General features: G+C 71.9%; 16 protein-coding genes, 1 tRNA gene and 1 riboswitch. Of the genes, 12 read left to right on the top strand and 5 right to left on the bottom strand.

The annotated features are described in order from the left end of the window. The first annotated feature begins 134 nt into the window (after nt 1-134). A riboswitch (cyclic di-AMP (ydaO/yuaA leader) is annotated at nt 135-307 on the top strand. 5 nt (nt 308-312) lie between these two features. From ACZ4UX_RS24090 to ACZ4UX_RS24065, 6 genes are all read left to right on the top strand, one after another. Further along, a complete protein-coding gene (locus ACZ4UX_RS24090) occupies nt 313-1,239 on the top strand; it encodes a transglycosylase family protein (RefSeq protein WP_465708188.1) in 927 nt (308 codons plus the stop codon). Nucleotides 1,240-1,494: 255 nt separating this feature from the next. Next, the gene (eno, locus tag ACZ4UX_RS24085; protein ID WP_329489343.1) at nt 1,495-2,781 is read left to right on the top strand and encodes a phosphopyruvate hydratase; all 1,287 of its coding nucleotides are present in this window, start codon (nt 1,495-1,497) and stop codon (nt 2,779-2,781) included. 143 nt (nt 2,782-2,924) lie between these two features. Then, nucleotides 2,925-3,410, top strand: a complete 486-nt coding sequence (locus tag ACZ4UX_RS24080) for an FtsB family cell division protein (protein WP_380390291.1) — start codon at nt 2,925-2,927, stop codon at nt 3,408-3,410. Further along, complete coding sequence (locus tag ACZ4UX_RS24075) at nt 3,382-4,047, top strand: DUF501 domain-containing protein (RefSeq protein WP_380390315.1); 666 nt, start codon at nt 3,382-3,384, stop codon at nt 4,045-4,047. The genes ACZ4UX_RS24080 and ACZ4UX_RS24075 overlap by 29 nt, the downstream gene beginning before the upstream one ends. Beyond that, nucleotides 4,044-4,985: a Ppx/GppA phosphatase family protein gene (locus ACZ4UX_RS24070; RefSeq protein WP_465708187.1), complete on the top strand. Its 942-nt coding sequence runs from the start codon at nt 4,044-4,046 to the stop codon at nt 4,983-4,985. The genes ACZ4UX_RS24075 and ACZ4UX_RS24070 overlap by 4 nt, the downstream gene beginning before the upstream one ends. 428 nt (nt 4,986-5,413) lie before the next feature. Continuing rightward, a complete protein-coding gene (locus tag ACZ4UX_RS24065) occupies nt 5,414-6,787 on the top strand; it encodes an NAD(P)/FAD-dependent oxidoreductase (RefSeq protein ID WP_329489347.1) in 1,374 nt (457 codons plus the stop codon). A gap of 200 nt (nt 6,788-6,987) precedes the next feature. Here ACZ4UX_RS24065 and ACZ4UX_RS24060 read toward each other — a convergent pair whose 3' ends face one another. Then, nucleotides 6,988-9,546 carry an ABC transporter permease gene (locus ACZ4UX_RS24060; RefSeq protein WP_465708186.1) on the bottom strand — a complete coding sequence of 853 codons (2,559 nt, stop codon included), beginning with the start codon at nt 9,544-9,546 and terminating at the stop codon, nt 6,988-6,990. Nucleotides 9,547-9,593: 47 nt separating this feature from the next. Then, entirely contained in the window at nt 9,594-10,460 is an 867-nt protein-coding gene (locus ACZ4UX_RS24055; protein ID WP_396488932.1) for an ABC transporter ATP-binding protein, read from the bottom strand. Between the two features lie 300 nt (nt 10,461-10,760). Here ACZ4UX_RS24055 and ACZ4UX_RS24050 point away from each other — a divergent pair. The 3 genes from ACZ4UX_RS24050 (at nt 10,761) to ACZ4UX_RS24040 (ending at nt 12,381) form a co-directional block, all read left to right on the top strand. Next, nucleotides 10,761-10,842, top strand: a tRNA-Leu gene (locus ACZ4UX_RS24050). Between the two features lie 142 nt (nt 10,843-10,984). Next, nucleotides 10,985-11,896 (top strand): Bax inhibitor-1/YccA family protein, encoded by a 912-nt coding sequence (locus ACZ4UX_RS24045; protein WP_329489350.1) that lies wholly within the window; start codon nt 10,985-10,987, stop codon nt 11,894-11,896. An 80-nt stretch (nt 11,897-11,976) separates the two neighbouring features. Further along, a complete protein-coding gene (locus ACZ4UX_RS24040; protein WP_465708185.1) occupies nt 11,977-12,381 on the top strand; it encodes a hypothetical protein in 405 nt (134 codons plus the stop codon). 230 nt (nt 12,382-12,611) lie between these two features. On the opposite strand, the gene ACZ4UX_RS24035 is transcribed toward ACZ4UX_RS24040, so the two are convergent. The 3 genes from ACZ4UX_RS24035 to ACZ4UX_RS24025 form a co-directional block, all read right to left on the bottom strand. Further along, nucleotides 12,612-13,565: a hypothetical protein gene (locus tag ACZ4UX_RS24035; protein ID WP_465708184.1), complete on the bottom strand. Its 954-nt coding sequence runs from the start codon at nt 13,563-13,565 to the stop codon at nt 12,612-12,614. Between the two features lie 292 nt (nt 13,566-13,857). Next, on the bottom strand, nt 13,858-15,078 hold the full coding sequence (locus ACZ4UX_RS24030) for an acetyl-CoA C-acetyltransferase (RefSeq protein WP_465708183.1): 1,221 nt from the start codon (nt 15,076-15,078) through the stop codon (nt 13,858-13,860). 111 nt (nt 15,079-15,189) lie between these two features. Continuing rightward, the gene (locus tag ACZ4UX_RS24025; protein WP_329489354.1) at nt 15,190-16,284 is read right to left on the bottom strand and encodes an SGNH/GDSL hydrolase family protein; all 1,095 of its coding nucleotides are present in this window, start codon (nt 16,282-16,284) and stop codon (nt 15,190-15,192) included. A 271-nt stretch (nt 16,285-16,555) separates the two neighbouring features. On the opposite strand from ACZ4UX_RS24025, the gene ACZ4UX_RS24020 reads away from it, so the two are divergent. From ACZ4UX_RS24020 to ACZ4UX_RS24010, 3 genes are all read left to right on the top strand, one after another. Continuing rightward, nucleotides 16,556-17,956, top strand: a complete 1,401-nt coding sequence (locus ACZ4UX_RS24020; RefSeq protein ID WP_329489355.1) for a cystathionine beta-synthase — start codon at nt 16,556-16,558, stop codon at nt 17,954-17,956. A 563-nt stretch (nt 17,957-18,519) separates the two neighbouring features. Further along, a complete protein-coding gene (locus ACZ4UX_RS24015; RefSeq protein WP_465708182.1) occupies nt 18,520-18,858 on the top strand; it encodes a hypothetical protein in 339 nt (112 codons plus the stop codon). 187 nt (nt 18,859-19,045) lie between these two features. Next, entirely contained in the window at nt 19,046-20,332 is a 1,287-nt protein-coding gene (locus ACZ4UX_RS24010) for a L,D-transpeptidase (RefSeq protein WP_465708181.1), read from the top strand. Nucleotides 20,333-20,428: the final 96 nt, after the last annotated feature.

Raw genomic sequence — 20,428 nt, 5'->3', positions numbered from 1 at the left:
GATCGGCCACGCGCCGTAATTTATGTGTGATACCTGCGATATGAGCTTGTTATTGATGTGAGGATCTGTCTACCCTCCCTGGAGTTCGCAGCTGCGGACCTCGTGCGCGGAACGCCGAATCCTGCCCGCCGCGTTACGGGAAACCGACCAGAACCCTTGGGCAGGGGCGGGGGAACCAGGTTTGTTGCCGTCCCCCACGGCTTGGGGTGAAGCCGCCCGCGCGGGCAGAAGGCGTCCGCGTCGTGCGGCCGGGCCACCTCCCGGTCCGAACCCGACAGCTCACCTCGCAGGCGTGCGGAGAGGGACTTCCCCATGCTCTTCGTCGGAACCGGCCGTCACCGTCGTCGCACCCAGACCGAGAAGGCCATCGCCGTTGCCGGCGTGGCCGGCGTCGGACTCGCCCTGCCGCTCCTCACCGCCACCGGCGCCTCGGCCGCCCCGGCCTCGACCTGGGACGCGGTCGCCCAGTGCGAGAGCGGCGGCAACTGGGGCATCAACACCGGCAACGGCTTCTACGGCGGCCTCCAGTTCACCTCCAGCACCTGGAAGGCGTTCGGCGGCACCTCGTACGCGCCGCAGGCCCACCAGGCCAGCCGGGCGCAGCAGATCTCGGTCGCCGAGAAGGTCCTCGCCTCGCAGGGGCCGGGCGCCTGGCCGGTCTGCTCCCAGAAGGCGGGCCTGGCCAAGGGCGGGGCCGCGGCCTCGGTCGACACCTCCTCGGACGCCGAGCCGACGGCCGCCGCCAAGCCGGCCCAGTCGAAGCCCGCGCCGAAGCCGGCGCAGAAGCCCGCCCAGAAGCCGGCCCAGCAGCAGGCCCCGAAGCCCGCCGCCCAGCAGCCCGCCCAGCAGGACGACCGGGCTCCGGGCTTCGCCGGCCAGCCCGGCTGGGACGCCGACGCGAAGGTCTTCTGGTACCAGAGCGACGGCGCCTGGTACTGGACCAGCCACCAGAGCGTCTACCAGCAGTACGCCGGTCAGCAGGCCGCCCAGCAGACGAGCGGGTACGCGGGCCAGGACAGCCGCCCCGCCGCCGCCCACGGCGCCCCGGCCGCGGCCGCTCCCGCCGCCCAGCAGCGCACCGGGCACGGCTACACCGTCCAGTCCGGTGACACCCTGTCGACGATCGCCGCCGCCCAGGGCGTCGAGGGCGGCTGGCAGACGCTGTACGACGGCAACCGCGGCACCGTCGGCACCGACCCCAACCTGATCCTCCCGGGCCAGCAGCTCGACCTCGGCTGACCGCCCGTGTGGTGACTCCCCGTGCGGTGACGCCACGAAGGGGGCCGGTTCGGCCCCCTTCGTCCGCATCCGGCCGCATTTCGTGGGACAACCAGGTGAACTACCGGTGGGTAGCCCGGCCACACGCTGAGACGGGACCGAGGTCGACGTGGTCCCGGGAGCCCGTGCGGTTAGGCTCTGGTCGTAACGACTCCGCAACCATCCGGCCGACAGCACCCATCGTCAGCCGAACCTGCTTCCGCTAGGAGATGCCTCGTGCCGTCCATCGATGTCGTCGTAGCCCGTGAGATTCTCGACTCGCGTGGCAACCCCACGGTCGAGGTCGAGGTCGGCCTCGACGACGGCAGCACCGGCCGTGCCGCTGTCCCGTCGGGTGCCTCCACCGGTGCCTTCGAGGCGCTGGAGCTTCGCGACGGTGACAAGAACCGCTACTTCGGCAAGGGCGTGGAGAAGGCCGTCCTGGCCGTCATCGAGCAGATCGGCCCCGAGCTGGTCGGCTACGACGCCACCGAGCAGCGCCTGATCGACCAGGCCATGCTCGACCTGGACGCCACGCCGGACAAGTCCTCGCTCGGCGCCAACGCGATCCTGGGCGTCTCCCTCGCCGTGGCGCACGCCGCCTCCGAGGCCAGCGACCTGCCGCTGTTCCGCTACCTGGGCGGCCCGAACGCCCACGTCCTGCCCGTCCCGATGATGAACATCCTCAACGGTGGCTCGCACGCGGACTCCAACGTCGACATCCAGGAGTTCATGATCGCTCCGATCGGCGCGGAGTCCTTCTCCGAGGCCGTCCGCTGGGGCGTCGAGGTCTACCACACCCTCAAGGGCGTGCTGAAGGAGCGCGGCCTGTCCACCGGCCTCGGCGACGAGGGCGGCTTCGCGCCGAACCTGGACAGCAACCGCGAGGCCCTGGACCTCATCACCGAGGCCATCCAGAAGGCCGGTTACGTGCCCGGCCGGGACATCGCGCTCGCCCTGGACGTCGCCGCCTCCGAGTTCTACCAGGACGGTGCCTACCAGTTCGAGGGCAAGGCGCTCTCCGCTGCCGAGCTCATCGAGTACTACGCCGAGCTCGTCGCCGCGTACCCGCTGGTCTCCATCGAGGACCCGCTGGACGAGTCGGACTGGGACGGCTGGAAGGCCATGACCGTCAAGCTGGGCGACAAGGTCCAGCTGGTCGGCGACGACCTGTTCGTCACCAACCCGGCCCGCCTGGCCAAGGGCATCGAGACCGGCACCGCCAACGCGCTGCTGGTCAAGGTGAACCAGATCGGCTCGCTGACCGAGACCCTGGACGCCGTCGAGCTGGCCCAGCGCAACGGCTACCGCTGCATGATGTCGCACCGCTCCGGTGAGACCGAGGACGTCACCATCGCCGACCTCGCCGTCGCCACCAACTGCGGCCAGATCAAGACCGGCGCCCCGGCCCGCTCCGAGCGCGTCGCCAAGTACAACCAGCTGCTGCGCATCGAGGAGATCCTCGACGACGCGGCCGAGTACGCCGGCCGCGGCGCGTTCCCGCGCTTCCGCTCCGCCGAGTAGTAGCCGCGCGGCCGAGCAGTCGTCGGCCCGGGCCCGTCACGAGGGCCGATCGCGCCCAGTAGCGCAAGCCTGACCGGTGCCCCGCCGTTCACCCCGTAGGGTGGACGGCGGGGCACCGTCGCGATCAGGAGGGGACACGGGAGATGGCAGGCTGGAGGATCCCGGGCTTTGCCGCCCGGCCTCGCTTCACGAGCCGGGCGACCGTCCTCGTCCTGGTGCTCTGCTCCCTGGTCGCGATCCTGGCCTACCCGACCAGGCAGTTCATCTCCCAGCGTTCCGAGATCTCCGCCCAGCGGGCGAAGGCCGAGCACGCCCGGCAACAGGTCGAGCAGCTGCGCCGGGAGAAGACCCGCTGGCAGGACCCGGAGTACGTCAAGGCGCAGGCCCGCAGCCGGCTGCACTACGCGATGCCGGGGGAGACCCCGTACATCGCGGTGGATCCGGCGGGCCGGGGCGCCACCCAGTCCTCCGCCGTCCCGCCCGCCCCCTCCGACGGCGCGGCCAAGGCCGCCAAGCCCTGGTACGCGAGCGTCTGGGACTCGGTGGACGCCGCCGACACCGCCGCTCTCGCCCCGCCCTCTTCACCCGCCCCTGCCCCTGCTGGAGCCAGCTCCCCCCATGACCACTGAGAACCACCCCTCTGTCTCCGACACCGACGTCGCGGCCATCGCCGCCCAGCTCGGCCGGGTCCCGCGCGGCCTGCGCTCGGTGGCGCACCGCTGCCCCTGCGGCAACCCGGACGTCGTGGAGACGGCCCCCCGGCTCGCGGACGGCACGCCGTTCCCGACGCTCTACTACCTGACCTGCCCCAAGGCCGCCTCGCTGATCGGCACGCTGGAGGCGGACGGCGTGATGAAGGAGCAGACCGCCCGGCTCGCCGAGGACCCGGAGCTGGCCGCCGCCTACCAGAAGGCGCACGAGGACTACATCGCGCGCCGCGACGCCATCGAGGTGCTGGAGGGCTTCCCCAGCGCCGGCGGCATGCCGGACCGGGTGAAGTGCCTGCACGTGCTGGTCGGCCACTCGCTGGCGGCCGGTGAGGGCGTCAACCCGCTCGGCGACGAGGCGATCGGCATGCTGGAGGACTGGTGGGCCAAGGGCCCCTGCGTCTCCCCCGACGAGGTCGAGGCCGCCGGCGAGCGGGTCGCGAGGAACCGTGCCAAGCAGCAGGACCACGAGGCCGTGATCGCCGCCAAGCAGCAGAAGGCCGCCGAACGCGCCGCCAAGCGGGCCGCGCAGGAGAATGCCGAGGAGCCCGACGCATGAGTGTCACCCGGGTCGCCGCGATCGACTGCGGTACCAACTCGATCCGCCTGCTGGTCGCCGACCTCGATCCGGAGACCGGGGCGATCACCGACCTCGACCGCCGGATGGTGATCAACCGGCTGGGTCAGGGCGTGGACCGGACCGGCCGGCTGCACCCGGACGCGCTGGCCCGCACCTTCGCGGCCTGCCGCGAGTACGCCGAGGTGATCGCCGGCTTCGGGGTGGCCCCGGAGCGGATCCGCTTCGTGGCCACCAGCGCCTCGCGGGACGCCGAGAACAGTGACGAGTACGCCAAGGGCGTGCGCGACATCCTGGGCGTCGGGCCCGAGGTGGTGAGCGGCGAGGAGGAGGCGCACCTCTCCTTCGTCGGCGCCACCAAGGAGCTCACCGGCGGCCAGTTCCCGGCGCCGTACCTGGTCTTCGACCTCGGCGGCGGCTCCACCGAGTTCGTGCTCGGCGCCGAGGACGTCCGGGCCGCCCGCTCGGTCGACATCGGCTGCGTCCGGCTGACCGAGCGGCACTTCGGCGGCGCCGAGCTGCCCTCGGCGGAGCAGGTCGCCGAGGCGCGGGCGCACGTCCGGGCCGAGCTGGACAAGGCCGAGGAGGTCGTCCCGCTGACCGGTGCGGCGACGCTGGTCGGTCTGGCCGGGACGGTCACCACGGTGTCGGCGATCGTCCAGGACCTTCCCGGCTACGACTCCGAGCGGATCCACCACGCGCGGATCACCCGCGAGGACGTGGCCCGGGTCGCTTCCGAGCTGCTCGCCGCCACCCACGCCGAGCGTGCGGCCATCCCGTCGATGCACCCGGGCCGGGTGGACGTCATCGCGGCCGGCGCGCTGGAGCTGCTGGAGATCATGGAGCGGACCGGCGCCGCCGAGCTCGTCGTGAGCGAACACGACATCCTGGACGGCATCGCCTGGAGTATCGCCTCCTAGCCCGGTGCGAGGCTTACCGACCCGGCCCCGGAGCCCCTTCGTGGGGTCCGGGGCCGGGGCGCGCCCGGGGCCCTGCGGGAAAGTTCGTGAATTTCTTCACATGGCGATCCAGCCATTCGTCGCGCTGACCGGTCCGCTACGTCCGAAATGTGGGACCGAAGGCCTGTCCGTCGTGTCGCCCGCTGGATCGCAGGTGACGCCCCCGTGCGGGTTTGAAAATCGAAATCACGCGCGGGAACCCAGGCGTGCCATGGATCGTTGCTGCTCAGCAGGGCCGTTCGGGTCCATGGCCTCACGGGGAGGCGGGGAGGGCTGTGAGACAGCTCCCCGGGGCCGAGAAAGTGGCCGCGAAGTGTAGCACAGGGTGTCCAGGAGCTTGTGACCGGCCTCACGAAGGCTGCTCCGGACGGTGCTGGATACTTTCGGATATGAGCACCACGGAGCGTCCTCGCATCCTCATTGTCGGCGGTGGTTACGTCGGCCTGTATGCCGCGATGCGCATCCTCAAGAAGATGCGCTATGGCGAAGCGACCGTCACGGTCGTCGACCCGCGGTCGTACATGACGTACCTGCCCTTCCTCCCCGAGGCGGCCGGCGGCAACGTCGCGCCCCGCAACCTCGTCGCGCCGCTGCGCAGCGCCCTCAAGAAGGCGGAGGTGCTCACCGGTGCTGTCACCGGTGTGGACCACGCCCGCAAGGTCGCCACCATCCAGCCGGCGGCCGGCGACTCGTACGAGCTGCCCTTCGAGTACCTGGTCGTCGCGACCGGCTCGGTCTCCCGGACCTTCCCGATCCCGGGTCTGGCGGAGCACGGCATCGGCATGAAGACGGTCGAGGAGGCCATCAGCCTCCGGAACCACGTCATGGCGCAGCTGGACAAGGCCGAGTCCACCACGGACGAGGCGATCCGCCGCAAGGCGCTGACCTTCGTCGTCGTCGGCGGTGGCTTCGCCGGCGTCGAGACGATCGCCGAGATCGAGGACATGGCGCGCGACGCCGCCAAGATCTACAAGACCGTCAGCCGTGACGACATGCGCTTCATCCTGGTGGAGGCGGCCAACCGCATCCTCCCGGAGATGGGCCCGGACCTCGGTCTGTGGACCAAGGAGAAGCTCGAAGAGCGCAACATCGAGATCTACATCGAGACCTCGATGGACTCCTGCGTCGACCAGCACGTCGTGCTGAAGAACGGCGTCGAGGCGGACGCCTCCACCATCGTGTGGACGGCGGGCGTCAAGCCCAACCCGGTGCTGGCCAACTTCGGCCTCCCGCTGGGCCCGCGCGGCCACGTGGACACCGCCCCGACCCTGCAGGTCAAGGGCTTCGACTACGTCTGGTCCGCCGGCGACAACGCCCAGGTGCCGGACCTCGCCGCGGGTGAGGGCGCCTGGTGCCCGCCGAACGCGCAGCACGCCGTCCGGCAGGCCGCCGTCCTCGGCGACAACGTGATCTCGGGCATGCGCGGCTTCCCGCAGGCCGAGTACAAGCACAAGAACCTCGGTGCGGTGGCCGGTCTCGGCCTGCACAAGGGTGTGGCGATCCTCTTCGGCAAGTACAAGCTGAAGGGCCGTCCGGCCTGGTGGTTCCACCGCCTGTACCACGGCGCCATGGTCCCGACCATGAACCGCAAGGTCCGCGTCTTCACCGACTGGACGCTGGCGGTCTTCCTGAAGCGCGAGGCCGTCGGCCTGGCCCAGATGGAGAAGCCGTTCGAGGCGTTCCAGGAGGCCGCGGCGCCCGCGCCGAAGCCGGTCGAGGCCGCCAAGCCGGCCGCCGACAAGGAACTCGCCAGCAGCAAGTAAGCGACTGAGATCCCGGTGTGGGAGCACCGGGAAATGAGTCGGAGGCCCTCCGCCCGGCAGCGTCGCCGGACCACGACCTCCGTGGTGCTCAGCCGGCCGTGCGACCGGGCGGAGTACAGAAGTAGCGAAAGACCCCCACCGAACCCTCCGGTGGGGGTCTTTCCGTGTCCGGCGCCGGTGCGGTGCCCGGCGCCGGTGGGTCAGTCGGTCTTGATGCTCTCCAGGATGTCCAGCTTGGACGCCCGGCGGGCCGGCCAGATCGCGGCCACCAGGCCGACCAGGCCGGCGAGCACGAGGAAGAGCAGCAGCTGGCCGTAGGGGAGCGCCGTGGTCAGGCCCGCCATGCTGGACTTCAGGGTGCCGAGGATCCCCCAGGCCGTGTAGCAGCCGAGCAGCACGCCGATGCCGGCACCGAAGACCGAGATCACCACCGACTCCAGGCGGACCATCCGCTTGATGCCGCTGCGGTCCAGGCCGATCGCCCGCAGCATCCCGATCTCGCGCTTGCGCTCGAAGACCGACATGGCCAGCGTGTTGACCACACCGAGGACCGCGACCAGCACGGACATCGCCAGCAGGCCGTACATCATGTTCAGCGCGATGGTGATGATCTGGCTGAAGTCGTCGCGGACGTCCTGCTTGGACTTGACCTCGATCACCGGGTTGGCGCCGGTGGCGTCCTTGAGCGCCTTCTTGAGCGAGTCGGTGGCACCGTCGGCGCCCTTGACCAGGACGTCGCTGATGTACGGCGTGGGCTCGTGCTTGACGATCTCGCTGTTGGCCAGCACCACCGGGCCGAGCATGCCGCCCGACTCGTAGACACCGCCGACGGTCAGCCGGCCCGTGGACTGGTCCGGGTAGGTGACGGTCAGGGTCGAGCCGGTGGTGACGTTGTTCTTCTTGGCGACGTCCGTGTCGATCAGGGCCTGGCCCTGGGCGAAGCCTGCGGTGGATCCGCTGGTCAGCTTGACGGAGACGAGCTGGTCGAAGCTGGCCGCGTCCAGGCCGCTGATCGACTTGGTCGTGCCGTTCAGGTCCCAGTACACGGTGGTGAGCGGCGAGGAGGCCGTCACTCCGGCGGTCTTGGCGACCTCGGCGGGGACCTTCGGCGACAGGCTCATGTCGTTCGCGGTCGAGATCAGGTAGTCGGCCTTCATCGAGCTGGTGACGGCCTTGTCGAGGGCTCCGCCGACCGAGGCGCCGATCACCGTCAGGCCGGTGACCAGGGTCAGACCGATGGTGAGGGCGGCGGCGGTGGCCGCGGTGCGGCGCGGGTTGCGCACCGCGTTCTGCCGGGCGAGCTTGCCGGGCGTACCGGCCAGCTTGCCGAGCACCGGGCCGACCAGGGCGATCACCGGGCGGGAGAGCAGCGGCAGCAGGATGAAGACGCCGACCAGGGCGACCCCGGCGCCGAGGGCGACCGGTGCGCGGCCGTCGCCGTTGCCGGTGGAGGCGCCGTAGGCGACCAGCGCGCCACCGCCCGCGGCGAGGATCGATCCGATGATGTTGCGGACCAGCAGGCTCTTCTGACTGGTCGGCTGGTCGCCGCTGCTCATCGCGGCCACCGGGGCGATTCGCGAGGCGCGAAGCCCGGGCAGCAGCGCGGAGAGGACGGTGACCAGGACGCCGACCACCAGGGTGACCACCACGGTCAGCGGCTTGACCACGAGCGCGCCGGTGGGCAGGCCGTCGTTCAGCGAGTGGACGGCGGACTGCAGCCCGGCGCCGATCGCGATGCCGACCACCAGGCCGGCCGCGGCCGAGAGGGCGCCGATCACCAGGGCCTCGATCAGCACGGACAGGGTGACCTGCTTGCGGCTGGCGCCGATCGCCCGCAGCAGGGCGAGCTCCTTGGTGCGCTGGGCGACCAGCATGGTGAAGGTGTTGGCGATGATGAAGATGCCGACGAAGAGTGAGATCCCGGCGAAGGCGAGCAGCATGGTCCGCATGCCGTCGGTGCTGCTGGTGATCATCTTCTGCTCGTCGTCCTTGAGCTGCTGACCGGTCTCGGCGTCGAACTGCCGGCCGGCCGGGAGCTTCTGCTGGGCCTCGGCGAGCAGCGCGGCCTCCGTGGTGCCGGGCTTGGCGGCGAGCACGACGCTGCTGTAGCGGCCCGGCTCCAGCAGCAGCTGCTGGGCGGTGGCGCGGTCGAACAGGGTGAGCGTGCCGCCGGTGTTCACCACCGGGTCGTCGGTGGTGAAGACGCCGGTGAGCTTCGCCTCGGCGACCGGGCCGTTGGAGGCGATCCGGACGGTGTCGCCGACCTTGTAGCCGCCCTTCTCGGCGGTCCTGCGGTCGAGGGCGATCTCCTGGGCGTTCTTCGGGCCCTGACCCTCCGCCATCGGGTAGCGGACGTCCTTGCCGTCCGCGCCGGGCGCGAAGTTGGCGCCCCTGGCGGTCCAGGCCTGGCCGATCAGATTGCCGCTCCGGTCGGCGACGCCGGTGAAGCCGCTGACCACGCCGCGGGCCGAGGCGGCGCCGGGGAGCGCGCCGAGTTGCTGGACGGTGGCGTCGGTCAGGGTGGCCGCGCTCGTCTCGCTCTTCTCCCGGGCGGAGGCGGAGGAGCCGGCCGACCGGTCGACGATCTGGACCGACACGTCGGAGTAGCTCTTGGAGTTGCTGTCCTGCATGGCCTTGCCGAAGGTGTCGGAGAAGACCATGGTGCCGGCGACGAAGGCGGTGCCGAGCATGACGGCGAGGGCCGTCATCAGGAGTCGGCCCTTGTGGGCCAGCACGTTGCGCAGTGCGGTGCGGTACATGGGGTGTCCTGAACTCTGCGGAGGGGCGGGCTGCTGTCGGCGGGGGGTCAGCTGGTGCGGCCCTTGGCGTCGAAGCGGCGCATGCGGTCCAGGACGGTGTCGGCGGTGGGGCCGGCGAGTTCGTCGACGATGCGGCCGTCGGCGAGGAAGACGACGCGGTCGGCGTAGGCGGCGGCGACGGGGTCGTGGGTGACCATGACGACGGTCTGGCCGAGTTCGCGCACGGAGTTGCGGAGGAAGGAGAGGATTTCGGCGCCGGAGCGGGAGTCGAGGTTGCCGGTCGGTTCGTCGGCGAAGATGATGTCGGGCTTTCCGGCGAGGGCGCGGGCGCAGGCGACGCGCTGCTGCTGGCCGCCGGAGAGCTGGCTGGGGCGGTGGCCGAGGCGGCCGGAGAGGCCGACGGTGTCGACGACGCGGTCGAGCCAGGCCTTGTCGGCCTTGCGGCCGGCGATGTCCATGGGGAGGGTGATGTTCTCCAGGGCGGTCAGGGTGGGGAGCAGGTTGAAGGCCTGGAAGATGAAGCCGATGTGGTCGCGGCGCAGCTGGGTGAGCTGCTTGTCCTTGAGTCCGACGAGTTCGGTGTCCCCGATGGTGGAGGAGCCGGAGGAGACGGTGTCCAGGCCGGCCATGCAGTGCATGAGGGTGGACTTGCCGGAGCCGGAGGGGCCCATGATGGCGGTGAACTCGCCCTGCGGGAACGTCACGCTGACGTTGTCGAGCGCGACGACGCGGGTCTCCCCGTCCCCGTAGACCTTGTTGAGGCCGGTGGCGCGGGCGGCCGCCCGGCCGGTACGGACGGCGGTTGCGGTCGACGTGGTCACGGGGTGCTCCTTGGGGTCGGGCTGCGGACGGCGCCGGGGGTGCGGGACGGCTCCGGAGGGCCGGTCTGCGCAGGGGTTCGGCGGTATCTCCATGCTCGGCCACGTGGTCACGGCTTCTCGTCGCTCCGCCGGACGGTTGGCCTGACCACCGCTGGGCGTACGTCCGGAGAAAGCCCTCATCCTCGGGTATGACGTCAACCCTTACCGGATCCTGCTGGCCGGATAGCACGCTCGGATTGGCCAAATCACGAACTGTTCGTCAGATGGCAAGGAAACATGACAACTTCCCTGGCTGGGAACATGCGAAAGGGGGAGGCGGGCGACTAGGCTCGGGGATGGCCCGCACGGGGACGGAGCACCACCTCCGACTGTCGGCAGGGCAGGTCCTTGAAGGCCCGGATGGTGGAACGCAGACACGGGCAGCTTAAAACTGCTTGGCCGTGAGGCCGTGCCGGTTCGAGTCCGGCTCCGGGCACCGCTCGACCCGCGGGGACGCCACCGGGCGTCCCCGCCGGGCGCCGCTCCCCGGATCCTCCTTGCGGCGTATCCCTATTCTTTTGCCAACCCATTACCCTTGTGGTGCGGGCGGTGCAGTGCCGCCACGGAGGGAATGAGCAATGAGAAGCAGCAACCCGGTCTTCTCGCGGGAGGGGTCCTTCACCCGCGAGCCCGGCTACGCGGGTTTCGGTACCACGCAGGCCCCGCCGGCCGGGAGCCCGTACGCCGCAGGCCCCCCCGGCCAGAGCAGCCCGTACGGTGACAACCCGTACGGCAACAACCCCTACGCCCAGCAGCCGCAGGGCCAGGGTCCGCTGACCGACGAGCAGCTGGTCGAGATGTACGGCGCGCCGTCCGCCGGCCCGCTGGACACCGGGCGGATGACGCTCGACGACGTCGTCGCACGCACCGCCATGACGTTGCTCACCCTGGTCGCCTTCGGCGGGCTGGCCTGGTTCGCGCTGCCGGACCGGAACTTCGGCCTGGCCATCGGCGCCTCGCTGATCGCCTTCGTGGTCGGCCTGGTGATCTCGTTCAAGCGGAGTGTCAGCCCGCCGCTGATCCTGCTCTACGCGGGCCTGGAGGGCTTCGCGCTCGGTGCCGTCACCAAGGTGTTCAACACCATCTGGCCGGGCATCGCGATCCAGGCGGTACTGGGCACGGCGGCGGTCTTCGCGGCGATGCTGATCGCCTACAAGACCGGCCGGATCCGGGTCACCCCGCGGTACACGCGGATCGGCATCGCGATCGCCATGGGCTTCGTGCTCCTGCTGCTGGTCAACGCGGTCGCGTCGATGTTCGGTGCGGAGATGGGGCTGCGCTCCGGCCCGCTGGGCATCGTGGTGGGCCTGGTCGGCATCGGCCTCGGCGCGTTCTTCCTCTCGCTGGACTTCGCGGCCATCGAGCAGGCCATCGCCCAGGGCGCCCCGCAGAAGGAGTCCTGGCGGGCCGCCTTCGGGCTCACCCTGTCGCTGGTCTGGATCTACATCGAGATGCTGCGGCTGATCGCGATCCTGCGCGGCGACGACTGATCACCGCGCCCCCGCGCACTGCCGCCGGGCCCCGGAGCCTTCCGCTCCGGGGCCCGGCGGCTTTCGTCTAGGCTCGCGCCATGCCTGAAGCAGCCTCCCTCGCCGAAGCCGTCGACGCCCTGGCGGACCGTTTCCGCTCGATGCCGCAGAGCCGGCTGCTGGGAGCCGTCCCCGGCCACCCCTCCCGGGCCGCCGCCGCGCTGGCGCTGGCCGGCCGGCTGGCGACGGCGGCGCAGGCCGCCGAGGGGGCGGCGGACGGCGCCGGCAGGCCGGCCGTGCCGCCGCGCGAGTTCCCGGACGCCGGTGCCTTCGCGGCCGGCGACCAACTGGCCGTCGCCGGGCACGACCTGGCGGCCGCCCTGACGGCCCTGCCGTCCCAGGCGCTGGTGCCGCTCCCGGAGCCGCTGGGCGGGCCCGCGGCGGCCCCGGCGGTGCTCGCCCGGGCCCTGGCCGAGGTGGCCGCCACAGCCGCGCTCTGCGGCTGAGCCCTGGCCCGGCGGCAGCGGCCCGGCGGACGGCCGGAGCGGAACGGCCCGGCTCGTGGGCCCGGTACGTGGGCCCGGTACGAGGGCCCGGTGGGCGGCCGGTGCGGGCCGCCGGCGGGAAACGGTGGACGGGAACGCCGAGGGCCGACCGGATCGGTAACCCCTTGATCCGGTCGGCCCTCGGGTGAACGTCGGCCGCGGCTGTCGCGGCCGCGTCCGCGCGCGTGGTGTCAGATGCTGGCGACCACCCGGTCGGCGAGCACGTAGACGGCGTCGTCGTCGGTGGAGAAGGTCAGCGAGTACGAGCCGGAGAACCGCGAGCCGCCGAGCAGCCGGACGTCCTCGCCGGCCCGGACGGCGTCGATCAGCCGGTACGCGGCCTCCCGGTCGCCGGGGGCGACGCAGAGCGTGGTGCCGTCGGCGAAGGCGTACACGTCCAGCGTGCCGAGCGGGCCCGGGCGGACGTCCGTCAGCGCCACGCCCTCCTCGGCGAGGGTGGCCAGCCGGGTGTCGGTCCACTCGCGGGACGGCGCCTGGCTGGGCACGAAGTCCGGGTGCGAGGGGTGGCGGCGCGGGTCGGGGGCGGGCGCGGGCGCGTCCTCGACCATCGGCTCGGCGTCCAGCAGTCCGGCCTCCAGGCCGGTGGCCAGCAGGTCGGCCTCGCGGCGGGCCCGGGCGTCGCCGCCGCCCTCGGCGACCGGGACCCCCGCGGGGTGCCCCGGGCGCAGCGGGGCGCCGCCGTCGGTCCCGGGCGCGTCGGGCTCGGCGCCGCCCTCGTTGATCAGGTCCTCCAGCGCCGACCGCAGCGCCTCACCGAACTCCGGGTCCATGGTGCCCGCGTTGTCGGCGGCCTCCTGCGGACCGGTCGGCCGGGGGAAGAAGAGCGGCCACTCGTCGGTGGAGCCGAGCACGCCGGCGAAGGGGGAGTCGAACAGTGGCGCGTCCTCGGCCGCGCGGGCCTCCTGCTCGGCCCAGAAGGCGCGGGCCTCGGTGATCTCCCGCTCGCGGTCGGCGGCGAGTGCCTCGGCGACGGCCCGGCGGATCGCGGCCTCGTCGACCGGTGCGGGCGTGGCGGGGGCCGCGGCCCGGGCGTCCAGCCGGCGGGAGAGCCCGCGGAGGTGGACCAGCACGGCGGTCGTCACGGCGATCAGTATCAGCAGGAGGAGGGTGTAGACGGCGCTCACGGAACGTACTCCTAGGGAGGAGTGGAACGGGGTTACCTCTCCACATTGCCCCATACGGGGCTGTTACCGCAGTGGCGAATGTCTAATTTGCCCGGGACTTTCGCTCTTGTCCCCAAATTGTTAGGTAACACCGTTCTACGCAGCGGAGTTGATCCGCTCCGCACTGTCGATTTCCGGGCCCGATTCGAAAGAAAAGAGGGCCGGATCGACCTCGCGGTGTGATCCGGCCCTCAATTACTGTGCGTCACTCCAAATGGGTGGTCTGGACCCTTCGGGGTTGACGCCGGGAGGTTCAGCTGAGCCGCTCGACGACCATCGCCATGCCCTGGCCGCCACCGACGCACATGGTCTCCAGGCCGAACTGCTTGTCGTGCCACTGGAGGGAGTTGATCAGGGTGGTGGTGATGCGGGCGCCGGTCATGCCGAAGGGGTGGCCGACGGCGATGGCGCCGCCGTTGACGTTCAGGCGGTCGAGGTCGACGCCCAGGTCCCGGTAGGAGGGGATGACCTGGGCGGCGAAGGCCTCGTTGATCTCGACGAGGTCGATGTCGCCGATGGTGAGGCCGGCCCGGCGCAGCGCCTGCTTGGAGGCCTCGACGGGGCCGTAGCCCATGATCTCGGGGGAGAGGGCGCTGACGCCGGTGGAGACGACGCGGGCGAGGGGGGTGATGCCGAGTTCGCGGGCCTTGGTGTCGGACATGATGACGAGGGCGGCGGCGCCGTCGTTGAGGGGGCAGCAGTTACCGGCGGTCACGGTGCCGTCGGGGCGGAAGACGGGCTTGAGGCCGGAGACGGCTTCGAGGGTGACGCCGGCGCGGGGGCCGTCGTCCGTGGAGACGATGGTGCCGTCGGGGAGGGTGACGGGGGTGATCTCGCGCTCCCAGAAGCCGGACTTGATGGCGGCCTCGGCGAGGTTCTGGGAGCGGACGCCGAAGGCGTCCTGGTCGGCGCGGGTGATGCCCTTGAGGGCGGCGAGGTTCTCGGCGGTCTGGCCCATCGCGATGTAGGCGTCGGGGACGAGGCCGTCCTCCCGGGGGTCGTGCCACTCCCCACCGCCCTGCTCGGCGCGCTGGGCGGTACGGGCCTGGGCGTCGTCGAAGAGCGGGTTCATGGTGCCGGGCATGCCGTCGGAGGTGCCGTTGACGCTGCGGGAGACGGTCTCGACGCCGGCGGAGATGAAGACGTCGCCCTCGCCGGCCTTGATGGCGTGCAGTGCCATCCGGGTGGTCTGCAGCGAGGAGGAGCAGTACCGGGTGACGGTGGTGCCGGGGAGGTAGTCCATGCCCATCTGGACGGCGACGATCCGGGCGAGGTTGTGGCCCTGCTCGCCGCCGGGCAGGCCGCAGCCGAGCATCAGGTCGTCGATGTCGCGGGGGTCGAGCTGGGGGACCTTGGCGAGGGCGGTGGCGATGATGTGGGCGGTCAGGTCGTCGGGGCGGATGTCCTTGAGGGAGCCCTTGAAAGCCCGGCCGATCGGCGAACGGGTGGCGCTGACGATGACGGCTTCGGGCATGACGGGCTCCTCGCTGAGTGACCTTCGGGCGGTGGGGTGTCCGGGTGGCGGTCCGACGGGAACGACCGGGTGCGCGGGGGACGCCCGGGAGGAAAGTTACCGTCTGGTAGATCAGGCGTCACCCGCCCCGGCGTGTGAGCTGGCCGACGTGTTCCCGCGGTCGGGCCCGGCGGCCGGGGCCGACCGCCCGGCGGGCCCCTCGGCGGCCCAGGTGCCCGGCAGGCCGACTCGCAGCCGGTGGCGCAGCAGGGCCCAGCGCCGGCCCGCGCCCTCCGCGCCGACGGCGGCCACCTCGGTGCCGGAGCGGCCCGCCGCGGCGGCCGCGGCCACCGCCACCGGCAGCACCGTCTCGCCCGGCACGGCTCCGGCCGGCCGCTCGTCCTCGGGCCAGAGGCCCAGCACCGCGCAGAGCGAGGGCAGCACGGCCATCGCGGCCGTCGCGTACCCCTGGGCCGACGGGTGGTAGCGGTCGGCGGCGAACATCTCCGGCCGGGCCGCGAACTCCGGCCCGAGCAGTGAGCCCAGCGAGACCGTCCGGCCGCCGGCCTCCACCACGGCGATGGTCTGCGCCGCCGCCAGCTGCCGGCTGACCCGCCGGGCCACCCAGCGCAGCGGCGGCCGGACCGGCTTGATGGTGCCGAGGTCCGGGCAGGTGCCGACCACCACCTCGCAGCCGTTGGCGCGCAGCGCGGCGACCGCCTCGCCGAGGTGGCGCACCGCGAGCTGGGCCGGGCTGTGCCGGGTCACGTCGTTGGCGCCCACCATGATCACGGCGATGTCGGGGCGGTGCGGCAGGGCGAGCTCCAGCTGGCCGGAGAGGTCGGCGGAGCGTCCGCCGGAGCGGGCCACGTTGACCAGCCGGACCGGCCGCTCGGCCACCGACGCCAGGCCGGCGGCCAGCAGCGCGCCCGGGGTGTCGCGGGCGCGCAGCACCCCGAGGCCGGCGGCGGTGGAGTCGCCGAGGAAGGCGAGCACCAGGGGCGGCTGGCCGGTGCTGCCGGCGTCGGCGAAGGCCTCGCCGTAGACGCCGTCGGCCCGGGGCGGGTCGCCCTCCAGGATGCCGATGGCCTGCACGGCCAGCTTGCTCTCGGTCAGCAGCACGCCGACCAGGCCGACGCCCAGCAGGCCGAGCCCGCCGCCGCCGTACGCCGCCGCGGTGGCGATGCGGCGGGCCACCCGGGCCCGCGACTCCTGTGCCCCTGGCATCCGGTGCCCCCTTCGCGTCCTCGTGCCGCCCCCAGTCGGAGCCGCCACTCGCGTTGCCTGTACACCTCCTACCCGTCCTCGGCCGTGCGCTATCGACGGGACTGGGCCATCCGTGGGCGCACCGCGCGGGCGGCGGTCGGGCGGCGGTCCGGAAGGGGGCCGCGTGGGGGCGGGGCGCAGGTGCGACGCAGGGGAGGGCCGGGGCCGGTGGCACGGCCTAGGCTTTGCAGTACCGAAAGCACTCGCATGCCCACAGACCGGGAGGACCCCCGTGCGGTACCACAACTCGATCATCGACCTGGTCGGCAATACGCCCTTGGTCAAGCTCAACAAGGTCACCGACGGCATCAGCGCGACAGTGCTGGCGAAGGTCGAGTACTTCAACCCCGGCGGTTCCGTGAAGGACCGGATCGCGATGCGCATGATCGAGGCCGCCGAGGCCTCGGGCGCGCTGAAGCCCGGCGGCACGATCGTGGAGCCGACCTCCGGCAACACCGGTGTCGGCCTGGCGATCGTGGCCCAGCAGAAGGGCTACAAGTGCATCTTCGTCTGTCCGGACAAGGTGTCCACCGACAAGATCAACACGCTGCGCGCGTACGGCGCCGAGGTGGTCGTCTGTCCGACCGCCGTCGCCCCGGAGCACCCGGACTCCTACTACAACGTCTCGGACCGGCTGGTCCGTGAGACGCCGAACGCCTGGAAGCCGGACCAGTACTCCAACCCGGACAACCCGGCCTCGCACTACCACTCCACCGGTCCGGAGCTGTGGGAGCAGACCGAGGGGCGGATCACCCACTTCGTGGCCGGCGTCGGCACCGGCGGCACCATCTCCGGCACCGGCAACTATCTGAAGGAGGTCTCCGGCGGCAAGGTCAAGGTCGTCGGCGCCGACCCGGAGGGTTCGGTCTACTCGGGCGGCACCGGCCGGCCGTACCTGGTCGAGGGGGTCGGTGAGGACTTCTGGCCGACCGCCTACGACCGTGGCGTCGCGGACGAGATCGTCGCCGTGTCCGACAAGGACTCGTTCCAGATGACCCGCCGGCTGGCCAAGGAGGAGGGCCTGCTGGTCGGCGGCTCCTGCGGGATGGCCGTGGTGGCCGCGTTGGAGGTGGCCGAGCGGCTGGGCCCGGACGACGTCGTGGTGGTGCTGCTGCCGGACGGCGGCCGCGGCTACCTGTCGAAGATCTTCAACGACGACTGGATGGCCGACTACGGCTTCCTGCCCTCGGCCACCGACGAGGCGCACATCGCCGAGGTGCTGGCCCGCAAGGACGCCATCGAGCACGAGGGCATCCCGCAGTTCGTCCACATGCACCCCAACGAGACCGTCGCCGAGGCGGTCCGGGTGCTGCGCGAGTACGGCGTCTCGCAGATGCCGGTGGTCTCCCCGGGGGCCGGCCACCCCGACATCATGGCCGGTGAGGTGATCGGCTCGGTCGCCGAGAAGCTGCTCCTGGAGGGCGTCTTCGCCAACGAGATCCAGCTGGACGACACACTGGACAAGGTGATGTCCAAGCCGCTGCCCGTGGTCGGTTCGGGCGAGACCGTCACCAACCTGATGACGGTGCTGGAGAAGGCCGACGCGGCCGTGGTGCTGGTGGAGGGCAAGCCGCAGGGCATCGTCACCCGCCAGGACCTGCTGGGCTTCCTGGCCGCCCGCAGCTCGCACTGACGGCGGCTCATCGAGGCCGCCCGCCCAAGCGGCTGAGGGCTCGTCCGGGGGCGAAGTGGTACACCGGCGTCACCTGCGCGCAGCACGCGCTTAACACGCGTCGGGCATCGTTGAGGTCAACGGCAAGACGCCGAACGAGGCGACGACAACCGTCCGGGAGCGGCTCCCCGGTGGTCGTGGTCGTCTCCGGACACGTCGGACGGCCCTGACCCGGCCGGCCGTGTCCTGCCCTTCGTGCCCGGTTGCGGGCGCGGAGGGGCCCACCGCGGGGGGCGTCGTCGTCCCGCCCCTGTCCGGCTCCGGCCGGTCATCAGGGTGCGGCGGCTCCCGCGGTCGTCACCGCGCCGTTTCGGCGCGTCTCCGCGGCTCCCGGGTGGGGGAGCCCCGGCGGAGACGGCAGGGCCGGTCCCTCCTCGGAGGGGCCGGCCCTTCCCGTGCGTCCGCCCGTCCCGTGGGCCGCTCGTCGGCCGTGCCCGCGGGCGCCCCGGCCGGGAACCGCCGCCTCCCGCCCCTCGGACCCGGCGTGCCTTCGGGCCGGAGCGGTTTCCCGTACGCTCGCACGCATGACCAGCACTGACACGACCGGCCAGGACGAACCGCGCTACGTCCGGCTCAGCATCGAGCTCATCGCCGAGATCACCGACGAGGGGGCGCTCAAGGCGGCGGCCCTGCAGCAGGTGACGGACGACGAGTACCTCGACGACGAGGAGCGCGCCCAGTCCGTCGAGGCCATCGAGGTGGACCCGTCGGGTTCGCTCGCGCACTTCATCGACCCGGTCGCCCTGCTCGGCGACGTCCCGGGCGTCGAGCTCGCCTCGGCGACCTGGGAGTCCGCGCAGACCGAGTTCGACGCCGAGGGGGAGGGCTGGGACGAGTACACGGTGGACGAGGCCGCCGAGTAGTCCTCACCGACTTTCGTCACGGCCCGCGAGTGCCCGGTCTGCTTTCGCAGACCGGGCATTTTGTCCATATTTGGCAGGAAGTTGAGTAGTCTCATACGATCGCCACTCGTCGGTGATGGAACCGTGAAAGGGCGGATTGCGTTTCTCTATCCGTAATGCCCGGGATGATCAGCAGGGAGAAGGCGACGTGACGGCACGGGACGGGCAGGGTCGGGCGGCCGGCGGGAACTGGAGCCGGCGCGGTGTGCTGGCGGGCCTGATCGGCGCGCCGGTCCTGCTGCTGGCGGCGTGCAACGACAGCAAGGGCGACGGCGGGAGCGCCGCCGGCCCGGGCAGCGGATCCTCGGGCGGCGGCGCCACGGGCAGCGGCCCCGCGAGCGCGAGCAGCGCGCCGAAGACCTCGGTGGCCGTCATCACCGTCACCCCCGCCGACGGCTCCACCGCCGCCAGCTTCAGCGAGCCGGTCCGGGTCACCGTCACGGGCGGCACCCTCGGCTCGGTCAAGGTCACCGACTCGACCGGCAAGGCGCTGGCCGGGGAGCTCTCCTCGGACGGCACCGGCTGGACGTCCGCCGCCGCGCCCGCCAGCGGGACCAAGTACACCGTCACCGCCTCGGCCACCGACAAGGACAAGCTGGAGGCGGACGCCAACGCCGTCTTCACCACGGCGACCCCGGCCAACACCTTCGTCGGCTACTTCACCCCCGAGGACGGCTCGGTCGTCGGCGTCGGCATGCCGGTCTCGATCAACTTCAGCAAGCCGGTGACCGACCGCAAGGCCGTCCAGCAGGCGATCACCGTGACAGCCGAGCCCGGCGTCGAGATCGTCGGGCACTGGTTCTCCAGCACCCGCCTGGACTTCCGGCCGCAGGAGTACTGGGCCAAGGGCACCAAGGTCACCGTGCAGCTCCGGCTCAAGGACGTCCAGGCCGCCAAGGGCGTCTACGGCACCCAGTCCAAGGACGTCCGCTTCACCATCGGCCGCGCGCAGACCAGCGTCGCCGACCTCGCCGCCAAGAAGCTCACCGTCACCACCGACGGCCAGGTCAGCGCCGTCTACCCGATCTCCGGCGGCTCGCCGGAGTACCGCACCTGGGGCGGCAAGATGGTCATCTCGGAGCAGTACCAGCAGACCCGGATGAACTCGCAGACCGTCGGCCTCGGCAGCGAGTACGACATCGCCGACGTGCCGCACGCCCAGCGCCTGACCACCTCCGGCACCTTCATCCACGGCAACTACTGGTCCCCGGCGTCGATCTTCGGCAGCCAGAACACCAGCCACGGCTGCGTCGGCCTGAAGGACGCCAAGGGCGGCCAGGACCAGGGCCTGGACGGCTACAAGTTCTACAAGAGCTCGATGGTCGGCGACGTCGTCGAGGTCGTGAACTCCGGCGACAAGACCGTCGAGCCCTCCAACGGCCTGAACGGCTGGAACCTGGGCTGGGCCGCCTGGAAGGCCGGCAGCGCGGTCTGAGGCCCCGGGCGGGCCGCCGCGGGCGCCGGCGGGGCGGTCCGGGGCCGTCGAACGCGACGGCCGAAACCCGCCGGACACCGGGCGGTCCGGGCGGCA

The sequence above is a fragment of the Kitasatospora sp. NPDC028961 genome, from assembly GCF_055564815.1.
This window is presented reverse-complemented; position numbering and strand designations above follow the sequence as displayed.